28 protein-coding genes and 1 tRNA gene are annotated in these 22866 nt (G+C 62.6%); 14 read left to right on the top strand and 15 right to left on the bottom strand.

Annotated features, from left to right (window positions below; translation table 11 throughout):
* Window positions 1-75: 75 nt before the first annotated feature.
* Window positions 76-678, bottom strand: coding sequence for an alpha/beta hydrolase (locus BLR34_RS11930; protein WP_092703317.1), 603 nt, complete (start codon window positions 676-678; stop codon window positions 76-78).
* A 53-nt stretch (window positions 679-731) separates the two neighbouring features.
* On the opposite strand from BLR34_RS11930, the gene BLR34_RS11925 reads away from it, so the two are divergent.
* Complete coding sequence (locus BLR34_RS11925) at window positions 732-1571, top strand: PspA/IM30 family protein (RefSeq protein ID WP_092703315.1); 840 nt, start codon at window positions 732-734, stop codon at window positions 1569-1571.
* Between the two features lie 29 nt (window positions 1572-1600).
* Here the strand turns inward: BLR34_RS11925 and BLR34_RS11920 are convergent, their stop codons facing one another.
* Window positions 1601-2338, bottom strand: coding sequence for an SOS response-associated peptidase (locus BLR34_RS11920; protein ID WP_092703313.1), 738 nt, complete (start codon window positions 2336-2338; stop codon window positions 1601-1603).
* Window positions 2339-2431: 93 nt separating this feature from the next.
* On the opposite strand from BLR34_RS11920, the gene BLR34_RS11915 reads away from it, so the two are divergent.
* Window positions 2432-3253, top strand: a complete 822-nt coding sequence (locus BLR34_RS11915) for an SDR family oxidoreductase (RefSeq protein WP_092703311.1) — start codon at window positions 2432-2434, stop codon at window positions 3251-3253.
* A gap of 24 nt (window positions 3254-3277) precedes the next feature.
* Here BLR34_RS11915 and BLR34_RS11910 read toward each other — a convergent pair whose 3' ends face one another.
* Both BLR34_RS11910 and BLR34_RS11905 read right to left on the bottom strand, forming a co-directional pair.
* Window positions 3278-3508 carry a hypothetical protein gene (locus BLR34_RS11910; protein WP_143414158.1) on the bottom strand — a complete coding sequence of 77 codons (231 nt, stop codon included), beginning with the start codon at window positions 3506-3508 and terminating at the stop codon, window positions 3278-3280.
* A gap of 204 nt (window positions 3509-3712) precedes the next feature.
* Window positions 3713-4093: a hypothetical protein gene (locus BLR34_RS11905; protein ID WP_092703307.1), complete on the bottom strand. Its 381-nt coding sequence runs from the start codon at window positions 4091-4093 to the stop codon at window positions 3713-3715.
* A gap of 82 nt (window positions 4094-4175) precedes the next feature.
* Between BLR34_RS11905 and BLR34_RS11900 the strand changes: the two genes are divergently transcribed.
* Genes BLR34_RS11900 through BLR34_RS11890 form a run of 3 tightly spaced genes read left to right on the top strand, consistent with a single transcriptional unit; the run spans window position 4176 to window position 5417 of the window.
* Complete coding sequence (locus BLR34_RS11900; protein WP_092703305.1) at window positions 4176-4358, top strand: hypothetical protein; 183 nt, start codon at window positions 4176-4178, stop codon at window positions 4356-4358.
* A 41-nt stretch (window positions 4359-4399) separates the two neighbouring features.
* Window positions 4400-5185 carry a carbon-nitrogen hydrolase family protein gene (locus tag BLR34_RS11895; RefSeq protein ID WP_092703303.1) on the top strand — a complete coding sequence of 262 codons (786 nt, stop codon included), beginning with the start codon at window positions 4400-4402 and terminating at the stop codon, window positions 5183-5185.
* A gap of 31 nt (window positions 5186-5216) precedes the next feature.
* Window positions 5217-5417: a heavy-metal-associated domain-containing protein gene (locus BLR34_RS11890; RefSeq protein WP_092703301.1), complete on the top strand. Its 201-nt coding sequence runs from the start codon at window positions 5217-5219 to the stop codon at window positions 5415-5417.
* Window position 5418: 1 nt separating this feature from the next.
* Here BLR34_RS11890 and BLR34_RS11885 read toward each other — a convergent pair whose 3' ends face one another.
* Window positions 5419-6516 carry a mechanosensitive ion channel family protein gene (locus BLR34_RS11885; RefSeq protein ID WP_092703299.1) on the bottom strand — a complete coding sequence of 366 codons (1098 nt, stop codon included), beginning with the start codon at window positions 6514-6516 and terminating at the stop codon, window positions 5419-5421.
* A gap of 180 nt (window positions 6517-6696) precedes the next feature.
* Here BLR34_RS11885 and BLR34_RS11880 point away from each other — a divergent pair, with 180 nt between their 5' ends.
* Together BLR34_RS11880 and BLR34_RS11875 are read left to right on the top strand one after the other, a co-directional pair.
* Window positions 6697-6984: a DUF7130 family rubredoxin-like protein gene (locus BLR34_RS11880; protein WP_092703297.1), complete on the top strand. Its 288-nt coding sequence runs from the start codon at window positions 6697-6699 to the stop codon at window positions 6982-6984.
* 10 nt (window positions 6985-6994) lie between these two features.
* Window positions 6995-7888 carry a ketopantoate reductase family protein gene (locus tag BLR34_RS11875; RefSeq protein ID WP_092703295.1) on the top strand — a complete coding sequence of 298 codons (894 nt, stop codon included), beginning with the start codon at window positions 6995-6997 and terminating at the stop codon, window positions 7886-7888.
* A gap of 34 nt (window positions 7889-7922) precedes the next feature.
* Here the strand turns inward: BLR34_RS11875 and BLR34_RS11870 are convergent, their stop codons facing one another.
* Window positions 7923-8306 (bottom strand): NifU family protein, encoded by a 384-nt coding sequence (locus BLR34_RS11870; RefSeq protein ID WP_092703293.1) that lies wholly within the window; start codon window positions 8304-8306, stop codon window positions 7923-7925.
* A 526-nt stretch (window positions 8307-8832) separates the two neighbouring features.
* On the opposite strand from BLR34_RS11870, the gene BLR34_RS11865 reads away from it, so the two are divergent.
* Window positions 8833-9237 carry a GNAT family N-acetyltransferase gene (locus BLR34_RS11865; protein WP_092703291.1) on the top strand — a complete coding sequence of 135 codons (405 nt, stop codon included), beginning with the start codon at window positions 8833-8835 and terminating at the stop codon, window positions 9235-9237.
* Between the two features lie 144 nt (window positions 9238-9381).
* On the opposite strand, the gene BLR34_RS11860 is transcribed toward BLR34_RS11865, so the two are convergent.
* From BLR34_RS11860 to BLR34_RS11840, 5 genes are all read right to left on the bottom strand, one after another.
* Window positions 9382-9453 (bottom strand) — tRNA-Ala (locus BLR34_RS11860).
* Window positions 9454-9481: 28 nt separating this feature from the next.
* On the bottom strand, window positions 9482-9790 hold the full coding sequence (gene rpsJ, locus BLR34_RS11855) for a 30S ribosomal protein S10 (RefSeq protein WP_092703289.1): 309 nt from the start codon (window positions 9788-9790) through the stop codon (window positions 9482-9484).
* Window position 9791: 1 nt separating this feature from the next.
* The gene (gene tuf / locus BLR34_RS11850) at window positions 9792-11060 is read right to left on the bottom strand and encodes a translation elongation factor EF-1 subunit alpha (RefSeq protein WP_092703287.1); all 1269 of its coding nucleotides are present in this window, start codon (window positions 11058-11060) and stop codon (window positions 9792-9794) included.
* Window positions 11061-11189: 129 nt separating this feature from the next.
* Window positions 11190-12134, bottom strand: coding sequence for a homoserine dehydrogenase (locus BLR34_RS11845; protein ID WP_092703285.1), 945 nt, complete (start codon window positions 12132-12134; stop codon window positions 11190-11192).
* Window positions 12131-12661 carry an amino acid-binding protein gene (locus tag BLR34_RS11840; protein WP_092703283.1) on the bottom strand — a complete coding sequence of 177 codons (531 nt, stop codon included), beginning with the start codon at window positions 12659-12661 and terminating at the stop codon, window positions 12131-12133. The genes BLR34_RS11845 and BLR34_RS11840 overlap by 4 nt, the downstream gene beginning before the upstream one ends.
* A gap of 176 nt (window positions 12662-12837) precedes the next feature.
* Between BLR34_RS11840 and BLR34_RS11835 the strand changes: the two genes are divergently transcribed.
* The 5 genes from BLR34_RS11835 (at window position 12838) to BLR34_RS11815 (ending at window position 19063) form a co-directional block, all read left to right on the top strand.
* A complete protein-coding gene (locus BLR34_RS11835) occupies window positions 12838-13824 on the top strand; it encodes a DUF5784 family protein (RefSeq protein WP_092703439.1) in 987 nt (328 codons plus the stop codon).
* 121 nt (window positions 13825-13945) lie between these two features.
* Complete coding sequence (locus tag BLR34_RS11830; RefSeq protein ID WP_092703281.1) at window positions 13946-15724, top strand: ABC transporter substrate-binding protein; 1779 nt, start codon at window positions 13946-13948, stop codon at window positions 15722-15724.
* Complete coding sequence (locus tag BLR34_RS11825) at window positions 15721-16590, top strand: phosphatase PAP2 family protein (protein WP_092703279.1); 870 nt, start codon at window positions 15721-15723, stop codon at window positions 16588-16590. The genes BLR34_RS11830 and BLR34_RS11825 overlap by 4 nt, the downstream gene beginning before the upstream one ends.
* A 105-nt stretch (window positions 16591-16695) precedes the next feature.
* The gene (locus BLR34_RS11820) at window positions 16696-17754 is read left to right on the top strand and encodes a Leu/Phe/Val dehydrogenase (protein ID WP_092703437.1); all 1059 of its coding nucleotides are present in this window, start codon (window positions 16696-16698) and stop codon (window positions 17752-17754) included.
* Window positions 17755-17803: 49 nt separating this feature from the next.
* Window positions 17804-19063, top strand: coding sequence for a DNA double-strand break repair nuclease NurA (locus BLR34_RS11815; protein WP_092703277.1), 1260 nt, complete (start codon window positions 17804-17806; stop codon window positions 19061-19063).
* A gap of 1 nt (window position 19064) precedes the next feature.
* Here BLR34_RS11815 and BLR34_RS11810 read toward each other — a convergent pair whose 3' ends face one another.
* Together BLR34_RS11810 and BLR34_RS11805 are read right to left on the bottom strand one after the other, a co-directional pair.
* Window positions 19065-19415, bottom strand: a complete 351-nt coding sequence (locus BLR34_RS11810; protein WP_092703275.1) for a helix-turn-helix domain-containing protein — start codon at window positions 19413-19415, stop codon at window positions 19065-19067.
* Between the two features lie 58 nt (window positions 19416-19473).
* Window positions 19474-20055 carry a DoxX family protein gene (locus BLR34_RS11805; RefSeq protein WP_092703273.1) on the bottom strand — a complete coding sequence of 194 codons (582 nt, stop codon included), beginning with the start codon at window positions 20053-20055 and terminating at the stop codon, window positions 19474-19476.
* A gap of 204 nt (window positions 20056-20259) precedes the next feature.
* Here BLR34_RS11805 and BLR34_RS11800 point away from each other — a divergent pair, with 204 nt between their 5' ends.
* Window positions 20260-20685, top strand: coding sequence for a universal stress protein (locus BLR34_RS11800; RefSeq protein ID WP_092703271.1), 426 nt, complete (start codon window positions 20260-20262; stop codon window positions 20683-20685).
* Window positions 20686-20824: 139 nt separating this feature from the next.
* Here BLR34_RS11800 and BLR34_RS11795 read toward each other — a convergent pair whose 3' ends face one another.
* Together BLR34_RS11795 and BLR34_RS11790 are read right to left on the bottom strand one after the other, a co-directional pair.
* A complete protein-coding gene (locus tag BLR34_RS11795) occupies window positions 20825-22297 on the bottom strand; it encodes a sensor histidine kinase (RefSeq protein WP_092703269.1) in 1473 nt (490 codons plus the stop codon).
* Window positions 22298-22398: 101 nt separating this feature from the next.
* Window positions 22399-22824 carry a universal stress protein gene (locus BLR34_RS11790; protein ID WP_092703267.1) on the bottom strand — a complete coding sequence of 142 codons (426 nt, stop codon included), beginning with the start codon at window positions 22822-22824 and terminating at the stop codon, window positions 22399-22401.
* Between the last annotated feature and the right edge of the window lie 42 nt (window positions 22825-22866).

Raw genomic sequence — 22866 nt, 5'->3', positions numbered from 1 at the left:
CCGACTGGTTTGTGTCCGTGAATAAATGTTATTCGGTCTATCTGTTGGCCAAGTACAATATAGCGTGAGACGGATTCAGTTACCGAGAGCGTCGGTAAGGAAGTCGACAATCGTCTCCGCGACCTTGGATTGTTGGCCGACGAAGAAGTGGTCGGCGGGGAACGACGCGACCTCGAACCCTCGTTCACGCGCGCGCTCGATGACCGGTTCCCAGCGCGCGGTGTCGTCGCGTTCGCCGTAGACGACCTGTGCCGGGCAGTTGACACCGTCGACCGCCCCGACCACGTCGTCGTCTGACGTGACCTGTGCGGCAGGAGCCAGCACGGACAGTACGTCTGGCGTGGCGGCTTCGTTGCTCGCACTGGCGAGCAGCGACATCGACGCGCCGAAACTGAACCCAAAGAGCCCGACGCCGTCGTAGCGCTCGCGCGCCCAGGAGAGGGCCTGACTCACGTCTCGTCGCTCGGCGTGCCCGTCGTCCCAGGGGCCGTAATCGAATCGGAGGCAGTCGATATCTTCTGCCAGCAGGCCGTCGCTGACGGCAGTCAGGCGGCTATCGTGTCTGTCGCCGCCGAACTGGGGGTGTGGCGGGCACGCGACGACAACGGTGTCACTGTCGGTCGTGTCGAGTGTTGCATCGAGCGAACGCGGGCCGGGAATCGAGAGGCGTTTGTTCATGTGTTGCGTACAGATGTAAGAATTTTAAGTTTCGCGGGTTCGTGTTGTATGGCATGGGGATACTATCGCGCACGTCGTATATCATCCGCTCGAAGGTCAACTCCCTGCTCAACAGGGCGGAGGACCCGGGCGAAACCCTGGATTACTCCTACGAGCAACTGCAGGACGAACTCCAGAACGTCAAACAGGGTATCGCGGACCTGACGACCCAGAAAAAGCGCCTGGAGATACAGAAACGCCGGCTCGAAGAGAACGTCGAGAAACACAACGAACAGGCGAGACAGGCCGTCGAGCAGGACCGCGACGACCTCGCCCGCCGTGCCCTCGAGAAGAAAAAGCAGAAGATGAACCAAATCGAGGGGCTCGAACAGCAGATTGCCGACCTCGAAAAGAAACAGGACGGCCTCATCGAGCAGAAAAACCAGCTCCAACAGCAGATAGAGGAGTTCCGCACGCGCAAGGAGACGATGAAAGCCCGCTACGAGGCCGCCGAAGCCAGCGCCCGCGTCAACGAGGCGATGACCGGTGCCGGCGAGGAGATGGAAGACATCAGCCGGACCATCGAGCGCGCCGAGGAACAGACCGAGGAGATGGAGGCCCGTGCCTCGGCACTCGACGAACTCCGCGAAAGCGGCGCACTCGACAACGCCGTCTCCGACCAGAGCGACCTCGACCGCGAACTCGAGCAGCTCTCGACCGACAGCGCCGTCGACCGCGAACTCGACACGCTCAAATCCGAGATGGGCGACGGAGAGTCCGAAGAGACGACAGAGTCGACTGACTCTGTTGACGAACCAGCCGACGGAGACATGAGCCTCGACGACCTCGAAGCCGAGGTTGCCGAGTCCGAGGTCGACTCAGAACTCGAAGAACTCAAAGAAGAAGACAACTGAGCCCACCTGAGCGCTCGCCAGAGGTTGGGTCACACCTTGTCTGTTGATTGGCTGCTGTCGCTGATTTCTTCGACGACGACCGGCGAATCGTTGCCCGGGTCGTTGACCGCTGTCGAGACGGGGTACGCACGCATCTTTTCGGCAGAACAGGGCTCCAGTAACTCAGAGGCCTCGGGGACCGACTCCTCGAGCCAGCGTCGTTCGGAGCCGTCGGGAAGGATGACAGCCATCCGGTGGTGCAGGTCGGCCACGAGGTCGTTCGGTTCGGTGGTGACGACGGTGAACGTCTCGACGACATCCGGGTCGTCGTCGGGTGTGCCGTCAGCGAAGGCGTCGAGCCCGGTCTGTGTCGTCGGCGGTTCCCAGCGCGCCCACAGCCCCGCCATCGCGAAGGGTGCGTCGTCGGTCCGGGTGACGCGGTAGGGCTGTTTCCCGCCGTCGGTCTCGACCCACTCGTAGAAGCCGTCGGCGGGGACCAGACACCGCCCGGCGTCGACGGTCTCGGCGGCGAACGCGTTCCGGAAGGTCGGCGCTTCGGTCAGTCGCTCGGACCGGGCGTTGATGTGTCCGCCGTCGTCTCTGCTGTCGGCCCACGGCGGCACGAATCCCCACTCCAGTGAGCGGAGGCGCTCGCTGTTCTCGTCAGTGATTACCGGAAGTGACTGTCCCGGCGCAGCGTTGTACCGCGGCTCGTAGGCCGCGGTGTCGACCTCGAACCGGTCGGCCAGCTCCGCGGGCGGGACGAACAGGCTGTATCGGCCACACATACCTGATTACAAGGACGAGAACGCAATAAACCCACAGCTGCCGGCAGACCGAGACCGTAGACAATTAACTACCGGCCGACCGTTAGAGCATCTATGAGCGACAAAACAGTACTCATCACGGGCTGTTCGTCTGGTATCGGCCGGGCGACCGCCGAGCAGTTTCTCGACGAGGGCTGGACGGTGTACGCGACCAGCCGAGACGACACAGACGTTGCCGACCTCGCCGAACAGGGCTGTCGAACCGACACGCTCGATGTGACCGAGAACGAGGATGTGGCGCGCGTCGCCGACCGCATCGACGACGAACAGGGCGAACTCGACTGCCTCGTCAACAACGCGGGATACGGGCTGTATGGCCCTCTCGAAGACATTCCGGCCGAGAAACTCCACGACCAGTTCGACGTGAACGTTTACGGCCCCCACCGTCTCACGCGTGCCGCGTTGCCGCTGTTGCGCGAGGCCGAGGGCACTATCTGTAACGTCTCCAGTGTCCAAGGGCGACTCTCAGTGCCTGGTGGCGGTGCCTACAGCGCCTCGAAGTTCGCACTGGAGGCGATGAGCGACGCGCTCCGGGCAGAGGTCGACCCCTTCGACGTCGAGGTCGTTCTGGTCGAACCCGGTCCGGTCGAGACGAACTTCCAGGACCGTGCGGCCGCTGAGTCGGACTCGCTCGTCCCCGGAACGGAGTACGATTGGGTGTACGACTCGATAGCGGACGCGACCACAGTGTCTGGTTCGCTCCCGATTGCCGTGACTCCTGAGGAGGTCGCCACGACCATTCACGACGCCGCGTCGGTTGCCGAGCCCGACTCCCGGTATCCAGTCGAGCGATTCGCAAAGCTCGCAGTTGCGACGCGGTTTCTCCCCGACAGCGTCCGAGACGGCATCTTCCGGCTCGTGCGACGCTTTGCCTGACAGTCACCGGTGGTGCGTTTCCGGTCAGTGCCGGCTTTCGAGTTGGTCGCTCTCATCTGCGTGACTTCGGTCAGTATCGACCGTCTCGGGGTCGACTTTACGCTCCGAGTCTGACAGCGCGTCGAGTTCTTTTTCGAACTCGGCGTCACCGAGTTCTCCGGCAGCGTATCCCGCCGTGAGCGTCTCGTGTTGGTCCGCCTCCCGCCGGTACTCCGCAGTCGGCGCCAGCGTCTCCAGGCCCACGCACTGCAACATCCAAACACCAGAGCCGAGATGACGGCTGCAAAGCCCCACGAGACGACCCCTTCTGCAGAGAGCGCCACAACGAGTACCATCAAATCGGGGCCAAATGCGACGACGGCACCGACCATCCGTGCCGTGATGACAGACTGCTCTTTGGGTTCTTGTGAAGGCAGCGCGGTTGTCTTCCTTGTCGTGTCGACGGCTTAAATGTAGCTCCTACAGTTCGAGGCGGTAGCGAGTCGTCGCCTCACCTTCGAAGCGCGGACCAGGACCGACCTCTTCGAACCCGGCTTCGAGTGCCGCCTCGCGGAGGTCTGCCTCGCTGTCGAGCGCAAACAACTCGATATCCATCCCCTCGGCACGGGCGAACCGGAGCGGCTCTTCGAGCAGTTCGGGATACACGTCGGGAGTCCCCTCTATCTGTGTGACGTACACCGTTTGCTGGCGGGCGTCGAAGCTGACGAATCCCGTGATGTCCTCGTCCCCGGCGACGCGAACTGTCCGGTCGTGGACGAGGTTACGCATCACGTCCTGTGGCGCGTCTGTCAGCGACGCCAGCCGCTCGGCGTCTGCCTCGACGGCGTCCCGTAGTTCCATACTGTGTGATTCCTTCCCAGCCACATTAAATCCTCGTGTGGCCGTGGCCCACACGTATACCTCTCGACGCCCAAGACGGGGTATGGTGCGACGCGCTGTCGCTGGCCTCGTTGTACTCTGTGGGGGTGCTGTCGCCCTCGTGCTCGCTGGCGACACGGTGCCTGCCCGACTCGTCGACGTGTTCTGGACGGTGGTCTTCTGGCTGCTCGTTGCTGCTGTCCTCGTTGCTCTCGCCTGGTCGGTATTTCCGACACGCTCTCGCTGACACGGAAGAACCATTTTGCCCCTGCCGGTCGGACTTGCCGTATGGTCCGTGTTACTGTCTGTGAACTTCCCGACTTCGAGTCGCCTGGCTTCGAGACAGCATTCGAAAATCTGGTCGAACACACAGCGGCTCACGACAGCGACCTCGCCGTGGTGCCGGAGATGCCGTTTTCGCGCTGGCTCGCCGCGAGTGAACCCGGCGACGACGTAGCGACAGCCTGGGAGGACGCTGTTGCGAGCCACGAAACGTGGCTGGGGAGACTCGACGCTATCGACGCAACTGTCGTCGGCTCTCGACCCACAGTCGACGGTGAGCGACGGCTGAACGAGGGGTTTCTCCACGCCGGCGAGGAGACACGTGGCGTCCATCACAAACAGTACCTTCCCGACGAACCGGGCTTCTGGGAGTCCTCGTGGTACACGGCGGGCGAAAGACCGTTCGAACCGGTCGAGTGCGCTGGCCTCGACACTGGGATGCTCGTCTGTACGGACCTCTGGGCGAGCCACGAAGTCCGCGCATACGGCCACAGAGGGGTCGACCTGTTAATCAATCCGCGCGTGACCGAACGGCGAACGACCGAGAAGTGGCTCGCCGGCAGCCGGACGATGGGCGTTCTGGCCGGCGCGTATCTTGCATCCTCGAACCGCGCCGGTGAGGGCGGTGATGTCGTCTTCGGCGGGAGCGGCTGGATACTCGGTCCCGACGGCCAGGTCCTCGCTCGGACCGACAGCGACCACCCGTTTGCGACGGTCGATATCGACCCGACCGTTGCCGCCGACGCCAAGTCGACGTACCCCCGTGACGCCCTCGGTAGGGCCGAAGAGTAACCGACTTTACCGCTAGTCACCAAGTGAAAGTATGCAGAAAACGTTCACCGTCACAGGCATGTCGTGTGGAGGCTGCGAATCGAACGTCGAAGACAGCGTCGGCGCGCTCGAGGGTGTCGAGTCGGTCGATGCCGACCACGAGAAAGACAGCGTCGCGGTCGAGGCCGATGGTATCTCGACGGACGACGTTACCGCTGCAATCGAAGACGCTGGCTACCAGGTCGACGGCTAACTCACTCGTTTTCGGTGGCATCTGTGACCTCGACACCCGCGTCGTGGCGAGTCGAGAGCGTCTGCTGTGGATACGGAATCTGGATGTTCGCGTCTGTACAGGCGGCTTTGAGCGCCCGAATCAGGTCGTCCTCGACGCGCATGACACGTCGCGCGGTCGGACTGTCGACCCAGACTGCGACTTCGAGCACGACAGCCGAATCGTCGAGTCCCTGTGCCAGCACCTCCGGGGCGGGTGTCTCGCGCGCGAACTCGTACCGTGAGACGACTGTCTCGGCCGTCTCGGTCATGACATCCTGTGCGCGCTCGATGTCCGTCTCGTAATCGACACCCACCTCTACCGGCACCCGGTACTGTCCCTGGCGCGAGCGGTTTGAGACTGTCTTGTTCGTCACCACGTCGTTTGGGACGACGATGTACTCGCCGTCGAACCCCTGAATGCGGGTACTCATCAGTGTAATGTCAGAGACGACGCCGCTCTGTTTGTCGATGAAAATCCAATCGCCAACCTCGAAGGGCCGCGAGAACATGAGGACAAATCCGCCAAGCAGCGAGCCCAGCGTCTTTCGCGCGGCGAAGCCCACGACGATACCCAGGAAGCCAGCACCGACCAACAACCCGGTGAGGTCGACGCTCCAGACGCCCAAGACGACGATACCGGCGAGACTCCAGAGCGTAATCTGTGTCACCCGAAGGCCGACCTCTCCCTGATGTTGTGTGAGTGCGTTCTGTTTTGTCGCCAAGTCGTTGAGCAACCGCGCGGCGATACCTGACAGAACCTGGGTCACGACCACGACACACAGCGAAACGATTATCTCTGGGGCACGCTCGTCGAGGCGGAACACACCGACCTCTTCGAGTATCGTCGACCTGTGGCCCCAGAGGTCCGCGAGTGCGAGCGTCGCGGCCACCAGTGTTCCTACCACGAGCAGTGAGCTGACGAGGTCGACCAGTGTCGGGGCGTATCGTTCGGCGAGTTGTCGGCGAAGCCGCCGGACGAGTACGACCGTCACGAAGGCAACTCCGGCCAGCACGGCCGACCCCAGCAGTTGTACCTCGACTGTCGGCGCGAACCCCTCCAGTCCGAGCAGGCCCAGCATCGCTATCTCTCTCCCGTTTGCCCTGTTAGTGGCAAAAAAGAACCGCTGTTCGGACAACGTGTATCGGCGACCCGCCCGGTTTCTGGCGGTATGAGCGTCTTGAGCCCCGTCTCTTCGTTATTCTTTTAATGTGTTAGTTGTTAGCACATGTCTTATATTTCGCCATCTCCAAGCCACTGCATGCACGAAGAAACTGAAAGACGAGAAGTACAGTCCGGCAAAACAGTGTACGACGAAGATGGGAATACGCTCGGAGTAGTGCGAGGGTTCGACCAACACGGCTTCTACGTGACAGCTGACGCCGACGTCGACGTACTCCCGGAGAGTCCGAGTCAGAGCGAGCGGACCGACGCGGTGATGTGGCGGTGCTGGGAGTGTGGAGAGATGGGGCGGATTGCTGACATCCCGGAGTCGTGTCCGTCGTGTGGCGCGCCGCGAGAAGATATCTATTACTGGCAGGAAGACTGACCGTCCGGTAATGGATATCTGCGTGTTCGGTGCGGGTAGCCTCGGCAGTCTCATCGGCGGCCTGCTCGCCGACACCCACGAGGTGACCCTCGTCGGGCGTGACCCCCACGTCGGAGTTGTCGATACCAAAGGGCTCTGTCTCTCCGGCGCGGTCGACAGACACGTCAGCCCCACCGGGCGGACGGCTGTGCCACAGGCGGCCGACCTCGGCGTCGTGACCGTCAAGAGTTTTGACACCTCTGTCGCGGCCAGAGAGTTGGCGACCGCCGACCTGGACGCCGTACTGTCGCTCCAAAACGGCATGGGTAACGAGGCGGCACTTGCCACACGACTGGACTCGCCGGTACTCGCGGGGACGTGCACGTACGGGGCTCGCCTCCGTGACCCAGGCCACGTCGAGTGTAGCGGTCTGGGAGAGGTCGTCTTGGGCGCTCGCGAGGGTGGGGAGTCAGCCCTCGCCGACCGGGTGGGAACGGCGTTCGACGACGGCGGACTGGCAACGACTGTGAGCACCGAGATGCCACGCCGTCTCTGGGAAAAGCTGACCGTCAACGCCGGTATCAACGCGGCGACTGCACTCGCGCGCGTTCCCAACGGCGCACTCACAGACGACCCCGGCGCGAGCGTGACACGCCGGGCTGCTCGCGAGGCTGCTCGCGTCGCACGCACGCAGGGAGTGTCCGTTGACGCCGACGAGGCGGCCAAACAGGCCGTTGCTGTCGCGGACGCGACGGCCCGCAACCGCTCGTCGATGCTACAGGATATCGAGGCCGGACGACGCACCGAGATTGCCGCAATCAACGGCTACGTCGTCGAACACGCATCTCAGCCGGTCCCGGTCAACGAGACGCTGACCGCGCTGGTCCGGACGTGGGAGGCCGAACACGGGCATCTAGAGTCGTGACTACGCCGGGGAGAAACGAGAGGCCCCGAAAGAACTAGAAGGGGGCCTGTGGACCTTCGTCTTCCTCGCTGTCCTCGGTGGTGTCACCGGGGAAGGAAGGACTCATGCCGCTGTCACCGCCAGCACCGCCGGCCATTCCCTCTTGGCCGCCCATGCCTGTCGAGGCGTGAACGGTCTCGATTTCGGGAATCTCTTTCGTCATGCGGGTCTTGATTGCCTGAATCGTCATCGGCGAAATACCACAGCCGGAACAGGCACCGCCGAGCTGGACGGTGACCGACCCCTCTTCGAGGTTGAGATTCTGGATGGCTGCGCTTCCACCGTGCATCTGAATCTGCGGGAAGTTTCGCCGCAGGAAGTTCGTGATGCGCTCACGAAGCTCGTCCTCTGGACTCTGTTCGTTGGTGTCCGTGCTCATCACCTGCCTGTACGCGGTCAGCGTGCTTAGGCTTTGGGTATTTGCCGGTATTGTAGCGTATTGTCATACCTAAGGAGACGAGGGCGGCACTGCTGTTGGCGTGGGATGCAGGCAGCAGCGAGTACATCTGTGAAAATGCCGGTTACCGACAGCGGGGAGATAGTGTGTGGAATGGTGCGACCCACTGGCGGTTGTGTGCTCTGTGCAAGAGCGTACCCGGCATCGGTGGTACTACAGTCCCCAATATAAATCTTCTGAGGATCTTTGGCAACTGACACTGGTGGCTGTAAATACCTGAAGATTCGATACGAGAGTCGAGTGTCTGTAATTCAGTCTCTCGAATACCTGCGAGTGAAAAAATCACAGCCATTAGACGGGTGAGCATCTCGCTCCGCACCGAAAGACTCCGTAGTGTCTGTCTGTAGACACGCTCTTGGCGACCCGAGACAGCCACCCTCTCCTCGCGCGAACGGCAAGACGCCGCGGTCATCAGTGGGCATAACATGGCCGAGCGAAACACACAGCTATGACCTACGAGCTTCGCGAGTCGCTCCCCGACCCCGAGACGTTCGTCGCACTCCGAGACGCGGCCGGAATGACGCCGCGCTCGGTGAAGGCGGTACGCCGTGGCCTTCCGAATACTATCTATGGTGTGACGGTTGTCGAGGCTGACTCAGAGGAGACTATCGGCATGGCGCGAATCGTCGGCGACGGTGCCTGTGTCTATCACATCTCTGATATGGTCGTTCACCCCGACCACCAGCGACGGGGACTTGGGTCTCGCATGATGGATGCGTTGATGGCCTACATCGACGACAACGCCCCCGAAACGGCCTACGTAAATCTCATGGCGGATGTCGACGGCTTCTACGAACAGTGGGGCTTCGAGCGTACCGTGCCCGCGTCGAAGGGGATGTATCTTCCCCAGTAGGTTCAGCTCACTGCAGATTGCCGTTTTTCGGCCGACCGTGTGGCTCCTCTGCATCCGTAGGCTTCTCCGGCTTGAAACCACGCCGGTTTTCTGGGGTTGTGCCCAGCGGTCGACTGCTTGATGAGCCGAATGGAATAGAACGAATGGACTCGCCGGGATTTGAACCCGGGGCCTCTTCCTTGCGAAGGAAGCGATCTGCCACTGATCTACGAGCCCGCGAAGTGCCCCTGCGCGTGTGGGGCGTTCAGTCCTCGAGGACGATCTCGATGGACACGTCGTTGGGTACCTGAATGCGCATCAGCTGTCGAAGCGCCCGTTCGTCCGCATCGATGTCGATGAGGCGCTTGTGAACGCGCATCTCCCAGTGCTCCCAGGTCGCCGTCCCCTCACCGTCGGGGGACTTGCGCGAGGGAACTTCCAGCGTCTTCGTCGGTAGCGGAACCGGCCCCGAGAGCTTAACACCAGTCTTGTCGGCGATGTCTTTGACCTCGCCGCAGATACTGTCGAGGTCTTCGGGGCTGGTACCGGCCAGCCGAACGCGTGCTTGCTGCATGTTATCGCTCGTTGACCGACAGGACCTGTCCGGCGGCGACCGTCTGGCCCATGTCGCGGATTGCGAACGAGCCGAGCTCGCTGATTTCCGAGGACGGCTCGAGGCTCAGGGGCTTTTGCGGTCGGACGGTCACTTTCGCGGCGTCACCGGACTGGATGAAGTCGGGGTCTTCCTCGGCAACTTCGCCGGTCGACGGGTCGATTTTCGCGTCGATGGACTCGATGGTACAGGCGACCTGTGCCGTGTGAGCGTGGAAGACCGGCGTGTAGCCAGCCGTGATGACGCTCGGGTGCTGCATCACGACGATCTGCGCTTCGAAGGTCTCGGCGACCGACGGCGGTTCGTCGGCGGGACCACAGACGTCGCCACGGCGGATGTCGTCTTTGCCGATGCCGCGGACGTTGAATCCGACGTTGTCACCGGGCTCTGCTTTGGGCACCTCTTCGTGGTGCATCTCGATGGTCTTGACCTCGCCACCGACGTCACTGGGCTGGAAGACGACATCGTCGCCCGTGTTCATCGTCCCGGTCTCGATACGTCCAACAGGGACGGTACCGATACCGGAGATGGTGTACACGTCCTGAATCGGAAGGCGCAGCGGCGCGTCCGTCGGCGGCGCTGGCTCCGGCAGGGCGTTGAGTGCCTCGAGCAGGGTCTCGCCGTCGTACCAGGGCGTGTTGTCCGAGTGCTCGGCGACGTTGTCGCCTTCGAACGCCGAGGTCGGGATGAACTTCGCCTTGTCGCCGTCGAAGGCGACCTGCTTGAGGAGCTGTTTGACCTCTTCGATGACCTGATTGTAGTCGGTCTCGTCGTAGTCGACCAGGTCCATCTTGTTGACAGCGACGATGAGCTCGTCGATACCCAGCGTCTTCGAGAGGAAGACGTGCTCTTGGGTCTGTGGCTGCACACCGTCGTCGGCGGCAACGACCAGAACCGCGTTGTCGGCCTGGCTCGCGCCGGTAATCATATTCTTGACGAAGTCGCGGTGGCCCGGACAGTCGACGATAGTGAAGTAGTATTCGTCGGTGTCGAACTCCTTGTGGGCAATGTCGATGGTGACACCGCGCTCACGCTCTTCGGCGAGGTTGTCCATCACGTAGGCGAACTCGAATCCGCCCTTGCCTTTCTCTTCGGCTTCTTCCTTGTGCTGTTCGATGACGTGCTCCGGTACGTTCTCTGTCTCGTACAGGAGTCGTCCAACCATCGTACTCTTCCCGTGGTCTACGTGGCCGATGACGGCCAAGTTCTGGTGTGGTTTGTCTTCGCTCATGATGTCTCACGCGCAGAGGCGCTCTATCGGTGATGTAACCCTGTGACTCATAAAACCATTTCGATACAGTCTGTAGAACGTCCGGGTGCCGTCTTGCGATTCTGTGAGGTAATACCACGACAACGGGACTCAGTATTCGAGTTGCCGGAGGTCGCTCATGATCGCGGTCGCAGTCTCGTGGCCGCCTGCCCCTCGGCCGGAGATGTTAACTCGGCCGGCGTGGGTCGTCTCGACCTGGACGATGTTTTGTGTGCCACTCACCGCGAGCGTCCCGTGTTCGTCGACGAGCCGTGGGCGGACGCGGACACCACTCTCGTCTACCTCACCGATGAGACGAATCGTCGACCCGCCCTGCTGTGCTAGCTCCAGTGCACTCGCAGGAATGTCTCGTATCCCCATCATCTCGACAGCGTCAAGCGTATAGGTCGTGTCTGTAAGGACGTTTGCGAGGATAGCACACTTCAGTGCGGCGTCGGTTCCATCTACGTCGAAGGTCGGGTCTGCCTCGGCGACGCCGATATCCTGTGCCTCGGCCAAGGCGTGCTCGTAGGCGACGCCTTCGGCTGTCATCCGCGAGAGGATGAAGTTCGCAGTCCCGTTCAACACGCCACGGACGGCGGTGACGTTCTCTGCTCCGATGTCTTCTATCGTCGAGAACACCGGGATTGCGCCGCCGACGGTAGCCTCAAACCGGACTGCCCCGTCGCTGTCGCGTTCCATCCCACGCACGTCATCGTATCGCTGCGCGACCGGCCCCTTGTTCGCGAGAACGACGTCCCGGTCGCGCCCGAGCGCTGTCCGGACGTGCTCGAAGGCCGGCTGTGCGTCTCCGACCGTCGTCGGCGTCGCCTCGACGAGAGCGTCGTACTCGCTGTCGAGAACTGCATCGAGCGTCTGTGGTCCGACTGTTCCTTCTGTGCGCTTGCGGTCGAGCACCGCCTCGGCGTCGAGCCCGTCGGCGTCGACGACGCCTGCGCTCGAATCTGCCACTGCAGTCACGGTGTGGCCGTAGGGCTCGGCTAGCTCGACGACGGCCTGTCCCACCGCACCTGCGCCGACGACTGCAATTCTCATGAACCCTCACCCGCGGCCAGCGGTTCGACGACAGCAAGCCCTCGTTGGGACGCAATCTCTCGTAGCGTCGCGAGCGTCTCCGTGGTCGTGTCCGGCTCTGTCGCGAGGTGGATCCGGGCACTCGCCGTGCCGCCGGCCCCCTCTGTCGCGGCCAGTGTCACGTCCCGGACGGTCGCCGCCGTCGACGCCTCGATGCTCGACAGCGTCTCCGAGAGGTCGGTGTCCAGGCCCTGCCCGAACAGAATCGCTGTCAGCTCTTCTGTGTAGCGCTGTGTGCCGGCTTTGATGACGGTGATATCGTCCGCACGCAGGGCCGACACGATTGCATCGAGCTGTTCCGAGCTGGCTGCTACGTCGACCTCGACGGGGATGTCGCCACGCGGTGTCCGGTTTCCTCGCTCGTGAAACACCGACCGGAGGTTACCGCCGTGGGTCGCTATCGGCTCGAGCGCCCGGCGCAACTCCCCGGGTCTGTCTCGCAGTTCCAGACGGACGGTGTATATCTGTTTGTCGACGGACTCAGTCATCGGTGTGCCAGCCCCCGTAGTCGTTCGAGTGCGCTCTCGTCCGCATGCACGTTCGGTACGACCATGGCAACCAATAAGTCTCCGGTCGTCGCGGTGGGTATTGACCGGGACGAAAGGGCTTTTTGCCTGTCTCCATGGGACACAAGCCACAATACCCTGGCCGCCGAACTCTGACCGTGGCCGGGCCCATCCGCTTTCGTCACTCGCAGTCGTCTTGGAGTCACAGCCGAGTCGACACAGCGCTTTACTCACCGCTCGACGAGAAATTCGGTGCGACCAAGCGCGAGCCGCTGGTCGAGCCGCCCCCAGAGTACGACGCCTGTCGCTTCGAGATGGACAACGGCGATTTGGCGCTGTTTGCCTGGACCGACTCCGATGCCTACTGGCTCGGGAACACGGAGACGCCGCAGGCGCTGTGGCGAACAGAGAAGTACACGTTCGACGAAGTTACCTACCCGCTCGCGCGCTGGGCCCAGCGCGAGCTGCTGGAGGACCTTGCAGATAGCGACCCTTGGCTCGCCGCCTACGACCACGTGACCTGGTTCTTTCTGCCGGTGTTTTTCTCGAAAGACGGTCGCGAGACGACCCGCACGTTCTTCCGCGACCACGCGGCTGGCTTCCCGGATGCCGACCGCGAGGCCGGGCTGGCCTTCTACGAAGACCTGCTCTCGACGGGCATACTCGACGACTACCGGTACACGATGGCGACGAAACTCGGCACCAGCGAGCAACTCGACCTCGTCAGGATGCGGGCGGCGATGGCGGAACTCCACGCCGCAAAGCTGCTCGACGATACCGGCCACGGGTTTACCCCAGAGGTCCCGCTCGATTCGGGGTACGCCCTCGATTTTCGGGCCGACTCCGGCACCCTCATCGAGGTGACGCGGCCGGAGCCACCGGCACGACGACGCGCCGGGACGCCGGCGAGCGCGCTCCGTGAGACCGTCGACGGCAAGACTGGGACACAGCTCGACGCGCATCCGGGGACGGTGTTGTTCGTCGACTGCACCTCGTTCCGTGACGACGAGTGGTTCACAGTCCGTGATGCACAGCCTGGCGTCGGCTACACTCCTGCCGTGGTGTACCGGATGCGCCCCGACAAGCCGCCGGCTGGATACGTCGTCGGTGACCCCGGCCTCGGCGTGGCGAGACACCTCGACTAGAAACCGGACACCTAGACCCGTGTCTGTGGGCATCAACCGTACCAGGGAACGGTTCTTGCTCAGAAACTAATCATCAACGTTATGTAGCATTCGGCGGCTTAGTTAACCAATCAGAGACACAATGAGTGGGGGCCAGAACGGGGCAAACGAGACTGTCCGACGCCGGGCAGTACTTACGTCTTTCGCTGCCGGGGCCGTCGGGGCTGCGGGCTGTCTCGGACGATTTCGGACGGCGCGCAGCCAGAAACTCCCGGGCCAACTCGCGCTCGAAGTCGTCACGCTGCCAGGCGACGCCGACCCCGTCGCGACACAGATTGGCCGGCGACTCGCGGAGAACCTCGAAACCGTCGGTGTCGAGGTCGACCTGACGCTCTATCCCGAAGACGAACTTCGGCGGACGGTTCTCATCGACCAGGAGTACGATCTGTTCGTCTGTGCACACCCGAACATCGAGAGTCCAGACGCCCTCCGACCGCTGTTGCACTCCGAGTTCGTCCGCGAGCCCGGGTGGCAAAATCCCTTCGAGATGACCGACATCACCATCGACGAACTGCTCGAAGCCCAGCGCTCACAGACTGGCCCACAGCGACGGGAGACCGTCACTGAACTCCAGCGTGAGATCGTCAAAAACCAGCCGTTCGTTCCGGTCGCCGTCCCCGATGCGATTCAGGTCTCACGCGGCGAGCGATTCACCGGGTGGGAAACGATGACTACCGACCTGGCGCGGACACTCGCGACTCTCGAACGGACCGACGCGTCGGGGGACACGCTCGGACTGGTTTCGACGGACGGCCGCCTCACACAGAACCTGAATCCCATCGCTATCGAGTACCCGAGCGGACACCAGATAATCGACCTCCTCTATGACTCGCTGGGACGGTACGACAGACAGACGGTGCGGCCGTGGGCGGCCGCAAACTGGGATGTCTCGACGGCCAACGGCGACACCGTTATCACTGCGTCCCTGCGACCCGGCGTCGAGTTCCACGACGGGACGCCGCTCACGGCCGAGGATGTTGTGTTCGCCGTCGAGTTCCTCTCGGATACGAGCCTCAGCGAGTTCGAGGTCCCGGTCCCCGCTCCCCGGTTCCGCGGTCGAACGTCTCTCATCGAGGACGTGACCGCGATAGACGACCGGACCGTCGAGTTGCGGTTCTCCGATGCGAACCCTCAGACGGCCGTTCGAGCCCTCACACTGCCGATACTCCCGAGACAGGAGTGGGAGTCGGCGTCGAAAGCAGTCGATATCGCGGGCGTCGACATCTCTGAGTCGGTCACCGACGCGCTGGTTCGAGAGAACCTCGACCCGGTCGGGAGTGGGCCGCTCCAGTTCGATTCTCTCGCCGAGGACGAGGAACTCGTTTTGACACGAAACGACAGCCATCCCGTACACCAGACCCCAGAGGCGTTTCCCGATGCCTTCGGCGCCTTCGACTTCGAACGGGTGCGGATACGGATTGTCCGCTCAGACGACGCTGCGCTCGGACTCTTGACCGACCGCGAGGTCGACGCCACGTTGTCGAATCTGAACCCATCGGTCGTCCCCCGTGCAGGGCGCGAGCCTGCGGTCGACCTCAACGTCGAACAGTCCTCGGCGCTGTATATGGTCGGCTGTAACACGGCCCGCTCGCCGCTTGGAAACCCACACTTCAGGCGGCTCGTTGCGCGACTCATCGACAAAGAGGCCGTTCGAAGCGAGATACTCGGCGGGTTCGCTCGTCCGGCGGTGAGTCCACTGGCGGGGACCGGCTGGGTCCCCTCGGACCTGCAGTGGGACGACGGCGACCCTGAGGTCCCCTTCTTTGGGACCGACGGCGACCTCGATACGGCGGCCATCCAGACGTACCTGCGAGACGCCGGCTTCGAGTTCTCTGACAGCGGCGAGTTACTCGAACAATGAGCCTCCTCGTTCACTACCTCCAACTTGCGGCGGTCGTCACTGTCTGTCTCGGTATCGGCATCTACACTGTCGTGGGGCGAGAGCGCGTCCAGCGCGTCCGCGAGGAGTACCGCAGCCGCGTTCGGGATAGCCTGCCACATCTGATGGTTCTCGGCTTCGTGTTCGGATTCGGCATGTATTGGCGACCTATCGGCGGTGAACTCTCTTGGACCGTCGGCTACAACATCACACACACGCTCTACAGTATCGAGGGCACGCTCGTTCCGACGATACAGACGCTCGCGACGACGGAGCTAACCTGGATTCTCTCGCTCGTGTACGTCTTCGGGTACGTGTTCCTGCTGTTGTTCCCGCTCGTCGCGTACGCGTTTCTGGATACACTTCGCCCGTTGCGCGTTGCGGTGCTCGCGTACGTTATCAACTACACTACCGGCCTCTGTAGCTACACGCTCTTTGTCGCCTACGGGCCGCGAAACTACATGCCGGGACAGGTCCGAGGGCTCATGTACGAGGTCTGGCCGGAGATAGAACAGTTGACGACACACATCAATACGAACGCGAACGTCTTCCCGTCGCTTCACACGTCGCTTGCGGTTACGGTCGCGCTACTCGCGTGGTACACCCGCGATAGCTACCCCCGCTGGTTCTACGTGGCCGCGACCATGGCCGTGACTATTGCCTTCTCGACGATGTATCTCGGACTTCACTGGGGTGTCGACGTGTTCGCGGGGACACTCCTCGGCATCGGGAGCGTCTGGACTGGGGCATACCTCGCCCCAGAGTCCGACGAGCAGAGCCTGATAACACAGAAAGGCAGAGCACTCTTTGCCGCTGCCGGTCGGTACACTGACCGCCTCTCCTCATGAACCTGTGCGGCCACGAGACGGCCTGAGACAACTATCCGTGTCAGATATGGTTTTTAACCAGCAGCCAATGGCATGGTATTTACTACAGCAGAGAATACGGCCGATATGGTATTTGACGCAGGCGACTACAGGGACCACGAACAGGTAACGTTTTTCAGCGACGACGAAACCGGCTTAGAGGCCATTATCTCGATTCACGACACCACACTCGGCCCGAGCCTTGGCGGGACGCGCATCCTGGATTACGACACAGAAGCGGATGCACTGACAGACGTACTCCGACTCTCGCGAGCGATGACATACAAGTCGGCGGCGGCCGACCTCAATCTGGGCGGTGGCAAAGCAGTCATCATCGGTGACCCCGACGATATCAAGACCGAAGACCTGATGCGGGCGTACGCCCGGGCTGTCGACTGCCTCGACGGCCGATACATCACCTCGGTCGACGTGAACTCCGGCGTCGAGGACATGGAAATCATCAGCGAGCACACCGATTACGTCGTGGGCACGCGCGACGGGCTGGGAGACCCCTCGCCCGTGACCGCACACGGCGTCCTCCACGGCCTCAAGGCCTGTGTCGAGCACGTCTACGGGACGGATACGGTCTCGGATGTCGACGTGGCGGTCCAGGGGCTCGGCAAGGTCGGCCACGGACTCGCCGAGCGACTGGCCGAACGCGGGGCCTCCGTGACGGTCACCGACATCGACGAGGAGAAAGTCGAGGCGTTCACCGACGAACACGACGCCGACTCGGTCGCGCCGGACGACATCTACGACGTCGACTGTGACGTGTTCGCGCCCTGTGCCTTCGGCGGCGCTATCAACGACGAGACGATTCCCCACCTCTCGTGTGACATCGTGGCCGGTGCCGCGAACAATATCCTCGAAGACGAACAGCGCCACGCCGGGATGCTCGACGACGAGGACATCCTCTATGCACCCGACTACGTCATCAACGCTGGCGGCATCATCACGGTCTATCACGAGTACCACGACGGAACCGAACAGCAGGCCTTCGAGGACGCCGAAGCTATCGGTGACCGTCTCCTGACGATGATAGAACGCGCCGAAGACGAAGGGACGACCGTCCTGGACGCAGCCAACGCCTACGCGGAGGAGCGCATCGAAAACGAGGACCGGACGACGCCGGCCCGGTCCTGGTAGCGACTCGTCTCTCGCTCACCTTTTTATTTGCCGCCTCGAAAGAGGGGGTATGACACTCGACCCCGTCCACGTGGACGGCATCGCGCAACTGGCCCGCCGGGTCACACAGCAGGTCGACGACAGCGACCACACCGACCTCGCCGAACGGGCGTTCGCAGAGTTCCTCGATCCACTCCGAGACGCCGAAGGGAACGTGATTCTGGAGCCACTGGACGAACCGCGACGCCGCGAGGTGGCTGTCGACGATGTCGCGCTCACGGAGTCGCCGTTTCCGACCCAGCACGGCCTCGACGCCGGGACTATCAACCCGACGACGTTCAAAAACGGCCTCGTCATTGACGTTTCACAAGCCGCGATGGCCGCAGTCCCCTCCGATATCGAACTCCATCGCGCTCGGACTATCGTGATGACCGTCCATACGAACGACGACACGGTCGACGTACAGGACCCCGACTGGCGGGTCGACGACGAAGGGTACGCCCAGCGCCGGGTGTTACACGCCCCGCGGGTCGACCGGTACGAACAGACGGTCGTCCACGCCCTGGCGCTGTACCGTGCCGAGAGCGAGCACGCGCTCACACAGGCCGAATCGGTCGAGGACCTGCTGATTCTCGACGGCCCCATCTATCCGACGGGACTGTTGAAGTGGGTGGAACGGGACCCCGAACTCAAACGCCTCGTCATCGAGCGCTCGGAGTTCACCGAAGTCATCGAGAACTACCTCGAACTCGTCGAGACCTTCGCCGAGCGAGAGATTCCACTCGTCGGTTTCGTCAAAAACAGCGCGTCGAAGGCGTTGACCCGCCAGCTTCGGCGCAACCTTGGCGCTCCCTGGGTCGACGACGACGCCTTCTTCCGGCGCGTTCTCGAACGGACCGACGAGAACGGCGAGACCCGGACAGACGCGCTCACGTTCACCAACTGGTTCCGGTCACACGCTGGTACCGACGGCGTCCTCGTCGACGGGACACTCCCACTCGACCACGAGCGAGCACTCGAGCCGTCGGCCTACGAGGTGACGTTTTTCGTCGTCTACGACCCGCGGGAAGACCTCGTCTACCGGGCCGAAGCTCCCTACTGTGTGACCCGTGACGAGGACCGACGCGAGCAGGTGACGACACAGATACTCGCCGACGTTGCCCGCGAGCGCGGCCCGCCGCTGGCGGTCGGCAAAGCCGACGACCTCGCCAGTATCGATCGCGAGGGAAAGCGGACGCTCCGCCAGCGCATCGAGACGACATTCGAGACGAGCCGCCAACGCAGCTACAACGACAAACGCTGGGGCGTCGCGTGGGCCGCCTCGGAGTGAGTCAGGACTCGAACGCCGCGGTGACGAGTGCCGTCTCGGCGTTACGAAGCCGCTGTGAGACCGCCGACTTCGAGACACCGAGCCGGTCGGCGAGTGTCCCAAGCGCGACCTCGCGGGGCTGTTCGTAGTACCCTTTTGCGAGGGCGAGTTCGACCGTCGTGCGTTGTTTTTCTGTGAGGACACTGAGGTCGATGTTCACTGTTGGCTGTCTGGCCGGCGCGACAGTGACAGCTCTCGCTCCGACATCTGCGTCCTGTACCGTCCGGAGCAACGTCGTCCACGAGTCGTGGTCGGCGACCTCGAAGGTAGCCTGGAACGGCTGTTCGCGTTCGTCTGTGGAAGGTGTTGTCATGGGTCTGGAGGACGGTAGCTGGTTGTCTGTGGCCGCCGGACCCGACCTGCGAGGGGAGTCACCCGAGCAGGAGCCACAGCCAGGAACTGTTCTGGACGATGTCTGTCTCCTCGAGCCTGGCGTCGAGCCCGACGACCCGGCCGGCACCCCACGCGCCGAGACCGAACAACAGGAGGAGGTAGACGAACGTGCTGTCGACGACGTAGCCGTGTTCGACGGGCAGGCCGGCCAGCAGACCATCCTGCCAGGCTGCCGTCCAGAAAAACAGCATCTGGAGGCCGCCCATGAGCGCGGCGAACCGGACGAGGACGCCACACAGCAACGCTATCCCGATGAGTATCTGGCCGGTGACCACCAGTGGGTCGACGATTCCCGGATAGTTCGCGAACCACGTGAACAGCCCGTGTAACGGGTTTGCACCCGCCACGGCGTTTTCCAGAAAGCCCTGCGATGACCACGCGAACGGGTCACCCCAGCCGCCCTCTGACCACTTTTCGAGTCCTGCCTGCAGGAACACCCACGCCATCACGATTCGTAGACTGAGCAGGGAGTACCCTACCCAGGTCTCCGAGTAGTTGAACGAGATGTTCCGTCCGAGCAGTTCCGCATCGAGCTGTTTTTCTGCTGGTCTGGTTGCCATTGTGGTTCACCCACTAGCTAGGTACACCAGAAACTATATATAATAATTTACCTGTATATTTTTGGCATTTAATTCACCAGTGATAGGAACAGCGTCGACGCAGTAGCCCACCAGCGCCGAGATACCGGGTCAAATGCGTTGTGACCGCTGTTACACCGTGGGAACGGTGATGAGATTTTTGACTGTGTACGCGAACAGTTACGTATGAGCTACATTGTTGCGGCCGACGGGTCCGAGGAGAGCAACGATGCAGTGCGATACGCGGCGACCCACGCGGCAACGTTCGGGGAGTCACTGGAGATTGTCCACGTCATCACGCTCGACACGGAACTGGTCGACGGCGACGTTGTCATGCAGGGCCGTGAGACCGCCACCGACGAGGGCCACGACACGCTGGAAGACGCACAGGCGGTCGCGAGAGACGCCGTCCCGTCGGCGGACCTCGATATCGAGACACAGCTGTTGACCGGCCGGCCGGCGACGGCAGTCGCCGACCGCGCGACCGCGGCCGACGCGGAGGCCATCTTCGTTGGTCACAGGGGACTGTCGACCGAACAGGAAGCTGTCGTCGGCAGCGTCGCGAAAGAGATTGTCAGCAAGGCGACTGTCCCGGTCACTGTCGTCCGCTAGGACGGCCCGGTCCCCTGTTATCGGTTTACCGTGTGGCCGTGTCGTCCGTCGCGACACCGACTTTCTGACTCGATTCCGTTCGCCTGATACTTCCGGAGCAGCGATGGCCCTGTCACCACGGCGACACTCTCCTATGTAACTACGCGAGTGGCAACTCGACGACGAACGCCGCGCCACAGAGTTCGTGTGACGCGTCGCCGGCCTCGACGACGCCGTCGGCATCTTCGACCCAGACGTCGCCGTCGACGCTGTCGACCAGTGACTCGACCAGATAGAGGCCGATACCGGTGCCGTCGCTGTCGAGACCGCTCTCGCCGCGCCCGAATATCTCGGATTTCCGGCTGTCAGGGACACCGGGACCGTTGTCGGCGACGCGGACGGTGACGGTATCCCCGTCTGTCTGCCCTGAGACGGCGACGGCAGGAACTTCTTTGTCGTTGTGCTGGATGGCGTTTTTCAGCAGGTTTCGGAACACGGAGTCGAGCATGTCGTTGCCAACGACCTCGACCGACGGAACACCACCGCGGACGGTCACGACGGCGTCGGAGTAGGACTCTCGAATCTCTTCGAGTTGCGGGATGAGGACGGCGTCGAGGCGGACGTGCTGGTGGTCGACCGTCGTCGAGAGCATCACTTCCGCGAGTTCGCGGGCAGTCGTCGTCAGGTCGACCGCGTTCTCGACGCCCTCCTTGAGCTTCTGGAGGTGAGAGCGGCCGTCGTCGTCGACGTGGTCTTCGAGCAGGTCCGCGTAGAGGTCGACCAGCTGGAGGTCGTTGCGGATGTCGTGGCGAACGACCTGATTCAACGTCTCAAGGTTGTCACGCTGGGTTTCGAGGCGGTCCTCGTACTGTCGTCGTTCGGTGTCGTCCCGTGCGATGGCGACAAACCGCTCTTGTCCGCCAGCCTCGACCCTGTTGACCCACGTCTCGACAGGGTGAGCCGTTCCGTCGGCGTGTCTGTGCTCGCCTTCGATAGTTATCGTCTCGTCCGGCGGTAGCGAGTCGAGACGCCCCAGCAGGTCGTCGGGGTCGACGCCGACCTGGATATCACTGACGTGCATCGATGTCAGTTCCTCGCGCGTGTACCCCAGCTTCTTGACCGCGGTCCCGTTCGCGTTGAGTATCTTCCCCGTCTCGTCGTGGACGAGAATCGAGTCGGGCGCCTCTTCGAAGAGACGCGCGAGGTGGGTCTCGTCGTCGCCCGTCTCGTCTGCCCGGGAAATGGTGAACGTCTGCTGTGTTGCCGTCACTGTTTTGAGACACTGTGCAGCGAGCGCCGGGCGCTCGGTCAGGTCGGCCTGATACAGGAAATCCGACACCGACGCGTGGTTGGCGACGGTCGCGTCCCGGTCTGCAAACACCACGACGATGGGTGGGGCCGACTCGCCGACGTGGTCGGCGATGTAGTCGTCGAAGGCGGCCACAGAGACGAGCAGACAGTCCTCGTCCCAGTGGGTCCCCCGTTTCAGGACGGCCTCTGGGTCACGACCGTGTTTGACGGCGATACCCGACTCGCGAAACGTCTCAATCCCCTCCCGAGAGAGTGACACGTCAACAGCAAGAACGGTACACTGGCACCCCGAGCCAGCCTCTGTCTCCCCTACCGAGTTCATTGGCAACCGTTATCGGAGACTAGACAATAAAGTATTCGCTTGCTCGTTCGGGTGTGAAATGGCCCTCTGTCGCCGTTTACCGCCCGACGACGGCCCTGTGGTTACGCTTCGACGTTGACTGTCAGCACCGGCGCGGGACAGTTCGTCACCACTTTCTGGGCCGTGCTCCCGAGCATGTTCTCGGTGTAGTCGTCGCCGCGGGTCCCCATCGTGACGAGGTCGATACCCGCTTCCTCGACGTAGGCGATAATCTCGTCTGCGGGCTTGCCTTCGCGAATCGCGGTCGAGACGTCGAAACCCGTCTCCTCGGCTGACTCGCGTGCGTCGTGGACGGCCGTCGACCCCTCTTCGCGCAGGTCAACGAGCACGTCGTCTTTCATCTCGTCGGCGAGAGTGAGAAACACCTGGTCGTCGACGACATAGAGCACGTGGACGGTCCCATCCTTCCCTGTCACTTCGGCGGTGTGGTCGAGAACTGTCTCCATGGCCTCGCTTCCGTCTGTCGGAACCAGCACGTCGCTGTACATCGTATGTCAGCTATCACTGGTACCTACACACTCCTTTCGGTT

Source organism: Halovenus aranensis (genome assembly GCF_900100385.1).
GTDB classification, from domain to species: Archaea; Halobacteriota; Halobacteria; order Halobacteriales; family Haloarculaceae; genus Halovenus; species Halovenus aranensis.
The sequence above is the reverse complement of the archived record's forward strand: the minus strand, read 5'-3'. Positions and strand labels throughout refer to the sequence as shown.

Excerpts from the sequence above, each read along its gene's own strand:
- BLR34_RS11930 (WP_092703317.1), bottom strand. The coding sequence starts at position 678 with ATGAACAAACGCCTCTCGATTCCCGGCCCGCGTTCGCTCGATGCAACA.
- BLR34_RS11925 (WP_092703315.1), top strand. The coding sequence starts at position 732 with ATGGGGATACTATCGCGCACGTCGTATATCATCCGCTCGAAGGTCAAC.
- BLR34_RS11920 (WP_092703313.1), bottom strand. The coding sequence starts at position 2,338 with ATGTGTGGCCGATACAGCCTGTTCGTCCCGCCCGCGGAGCTGGCCGAC.
- BLR34_RS11915 (WP_092703311.1), top strand. The coding sequence starts at position 2,432 with ATGAGCGACAAAACAGTACTCATCACGGGCTGTTCGTCTGGTATCGGC.
- BLR34_RS11910 (WP_143414158.1), bottom strand. The coding sequence starts at position 3,508 with ATGTTGCAGTGCGTGGGCCTGGAGACGCTGGCGCCGACTGCGGAGTAC.
- BLR34_RS11905 (WP_092703307.1), bottom strand. The coding sequence starts at position 4,093 with ATGGAACTACGGGACGCCGTCGAGGCAGACGCCGAGCGGCTGGCGTCG.
- BLR34_RS11900 (WP_092703305.1), top strand. The coding sequence starts at position 4,176 with ATGGTGCGACGCGCTGTCGCTGGCCTCGTTGTACTCTGTGGGGGTGCT.
- BLR34_RS11895 (WP_092703303.1), top strand. The coding sequence starts at position 4,400 with ATGGTCCGTGTTACTGTCTGTGAACTTCCCGACTTCGAGTCGCCTGGC.
- BLR34_RS11890 (WP_092703301.1), top strand. The coding sequence starts at position 5,217 with ATGCAGAAAACGTTCACCGTCACAGGCATGTCGTGTGGAGGCTGCGAA.
- BLR34_RS11885 (WP_092703299.1), bottom strand. The coding sequence starts at position 6,516 with ATGCTGGGCCTGCTCGGACTGGAGGGGTTCGCGCCGACAGTCGAGGTA.
- BLR34_RS11880 (WP_092703297.1), top strand. The coding sequence starts at position 6,697 with ATGCACGAAGAAACTGAAAGACGAGAAGTACAGTCCGGCAAAACAGTG.
- BLR34_RS11875 (WP_092703295.1), top strand. The coding sequence starts at position 6,995 with ATGGATATCTGCGTGTTCGGTGCGGGTAGCCTCGGCAGTCTCATCGGC.
- BLR34_RS11870 (WP_092703293.1), bottom strand. The coding sequence starts at position 8,306 with ATGAGCACGGACACCAACGAACAGAGTCCAGAGGACGAGCTTCGTGAG.
- BLR34_RS11865 (WP_092703291.1), top strand. The coding sequence starts at position 8,833 with ATGACCTACGAGCTTCGCGAGTCGCTCCCCGACCCCGAGACGTTCGTC.
- rpsJ (WP_092703289.1), bottom strand. The coding sequence starts at position 9,790 with ATGCAGCAAGCACGCGTTCGGCTGGCCGGTACCAGCCCCGAAGACCTC.
- tuf (WP_092703287.1), bottom strand. The coding sequence starts at position 11,060 with ATGAGCGAAGACAAACCACACCAGAACTTGGCCGTCATCGGCCACGTA.
- BLR34_RS11845 (WP_092703285.1), bottom strand. The coding sequence starts at position 12,134 with ATGAGAATTGCAGTCGTCGGCGCAGGTGCGGTGGGACAGGCCGTCGTC.
- BLR34_RS11840 (WP_092703283.1), bottom strand. The coding sequence starts at position 12,661 with ATGACTGAGTCCGTCGACAAACAGATATACACCGTCCGTCTGGAACTG.
- BLR34_RS11830 (WP_092703281.1), top strand. The coding sequence starts at position 13,946 with ATGAGTGGGGGCCAGAACGGGGCAAACGAGACTGTCCGACGCCGGGCA.
- BLR34_RS11825 (WP_092703279.1), top strand. The coding sequence starts at position 15,721 with ATGAGCCTCCTCGTTCACTACCTCCAACTTGCGGCGGTCGTCACTGTC.
- BLR34_RS11820 (WP_092703437.1), top strand. The coding sequence starts at position 16,696 with ATGGTATTTGACGCAGGCGACTACAGGGACCACGAACAGGTAACGTTT.
- BLR34_RS11815 (WP_092703277.1), top strand. The coding sequence starts at position 17,804 with ATGACACTCGACCCCGTCCACGTGGACGGCATCGCGCAACTGGCCCGC.
- BLR34_RS11810 (WP_092703275.1), bottom strand. The coding sequence starts at position 19,415 with ATGACAACACCTTCCACAGACGAACGCGAACAGCCGTTCCAGGCTACC.
- BLR34_RS11805 (WP_092703273.1), bottom strand. The coding sequence starts at position 20,055 with ATGGCAACCAGACCAGCAGAAAAACAGCTCGATGCGGAACTGCTCGGA.
- BLR34_RS11800 (WP_092703271.1), top strand. The coding sequence starts at position 20,260 with ATGAGCTACATTGTTGCGGCCGACGGGTCCGAGGAGAGCAACGATGCA.
- BLR34_RS11795 (WP_092703269.1), bottom strand. The coding sequence starts at position 22,297 with ATGAACTCGGTAGGGGAGACAGAGGCTGGCTCGGGGTGCCAGTGTACC.
- BLR34_RS11790 (WP_092703267.1), bottom strand. The coding sequence starts at position 22,824 with ATGTACAGCGACGTGCTGGTTCCGACAGACGGAAGCGAGGCCATGGAG.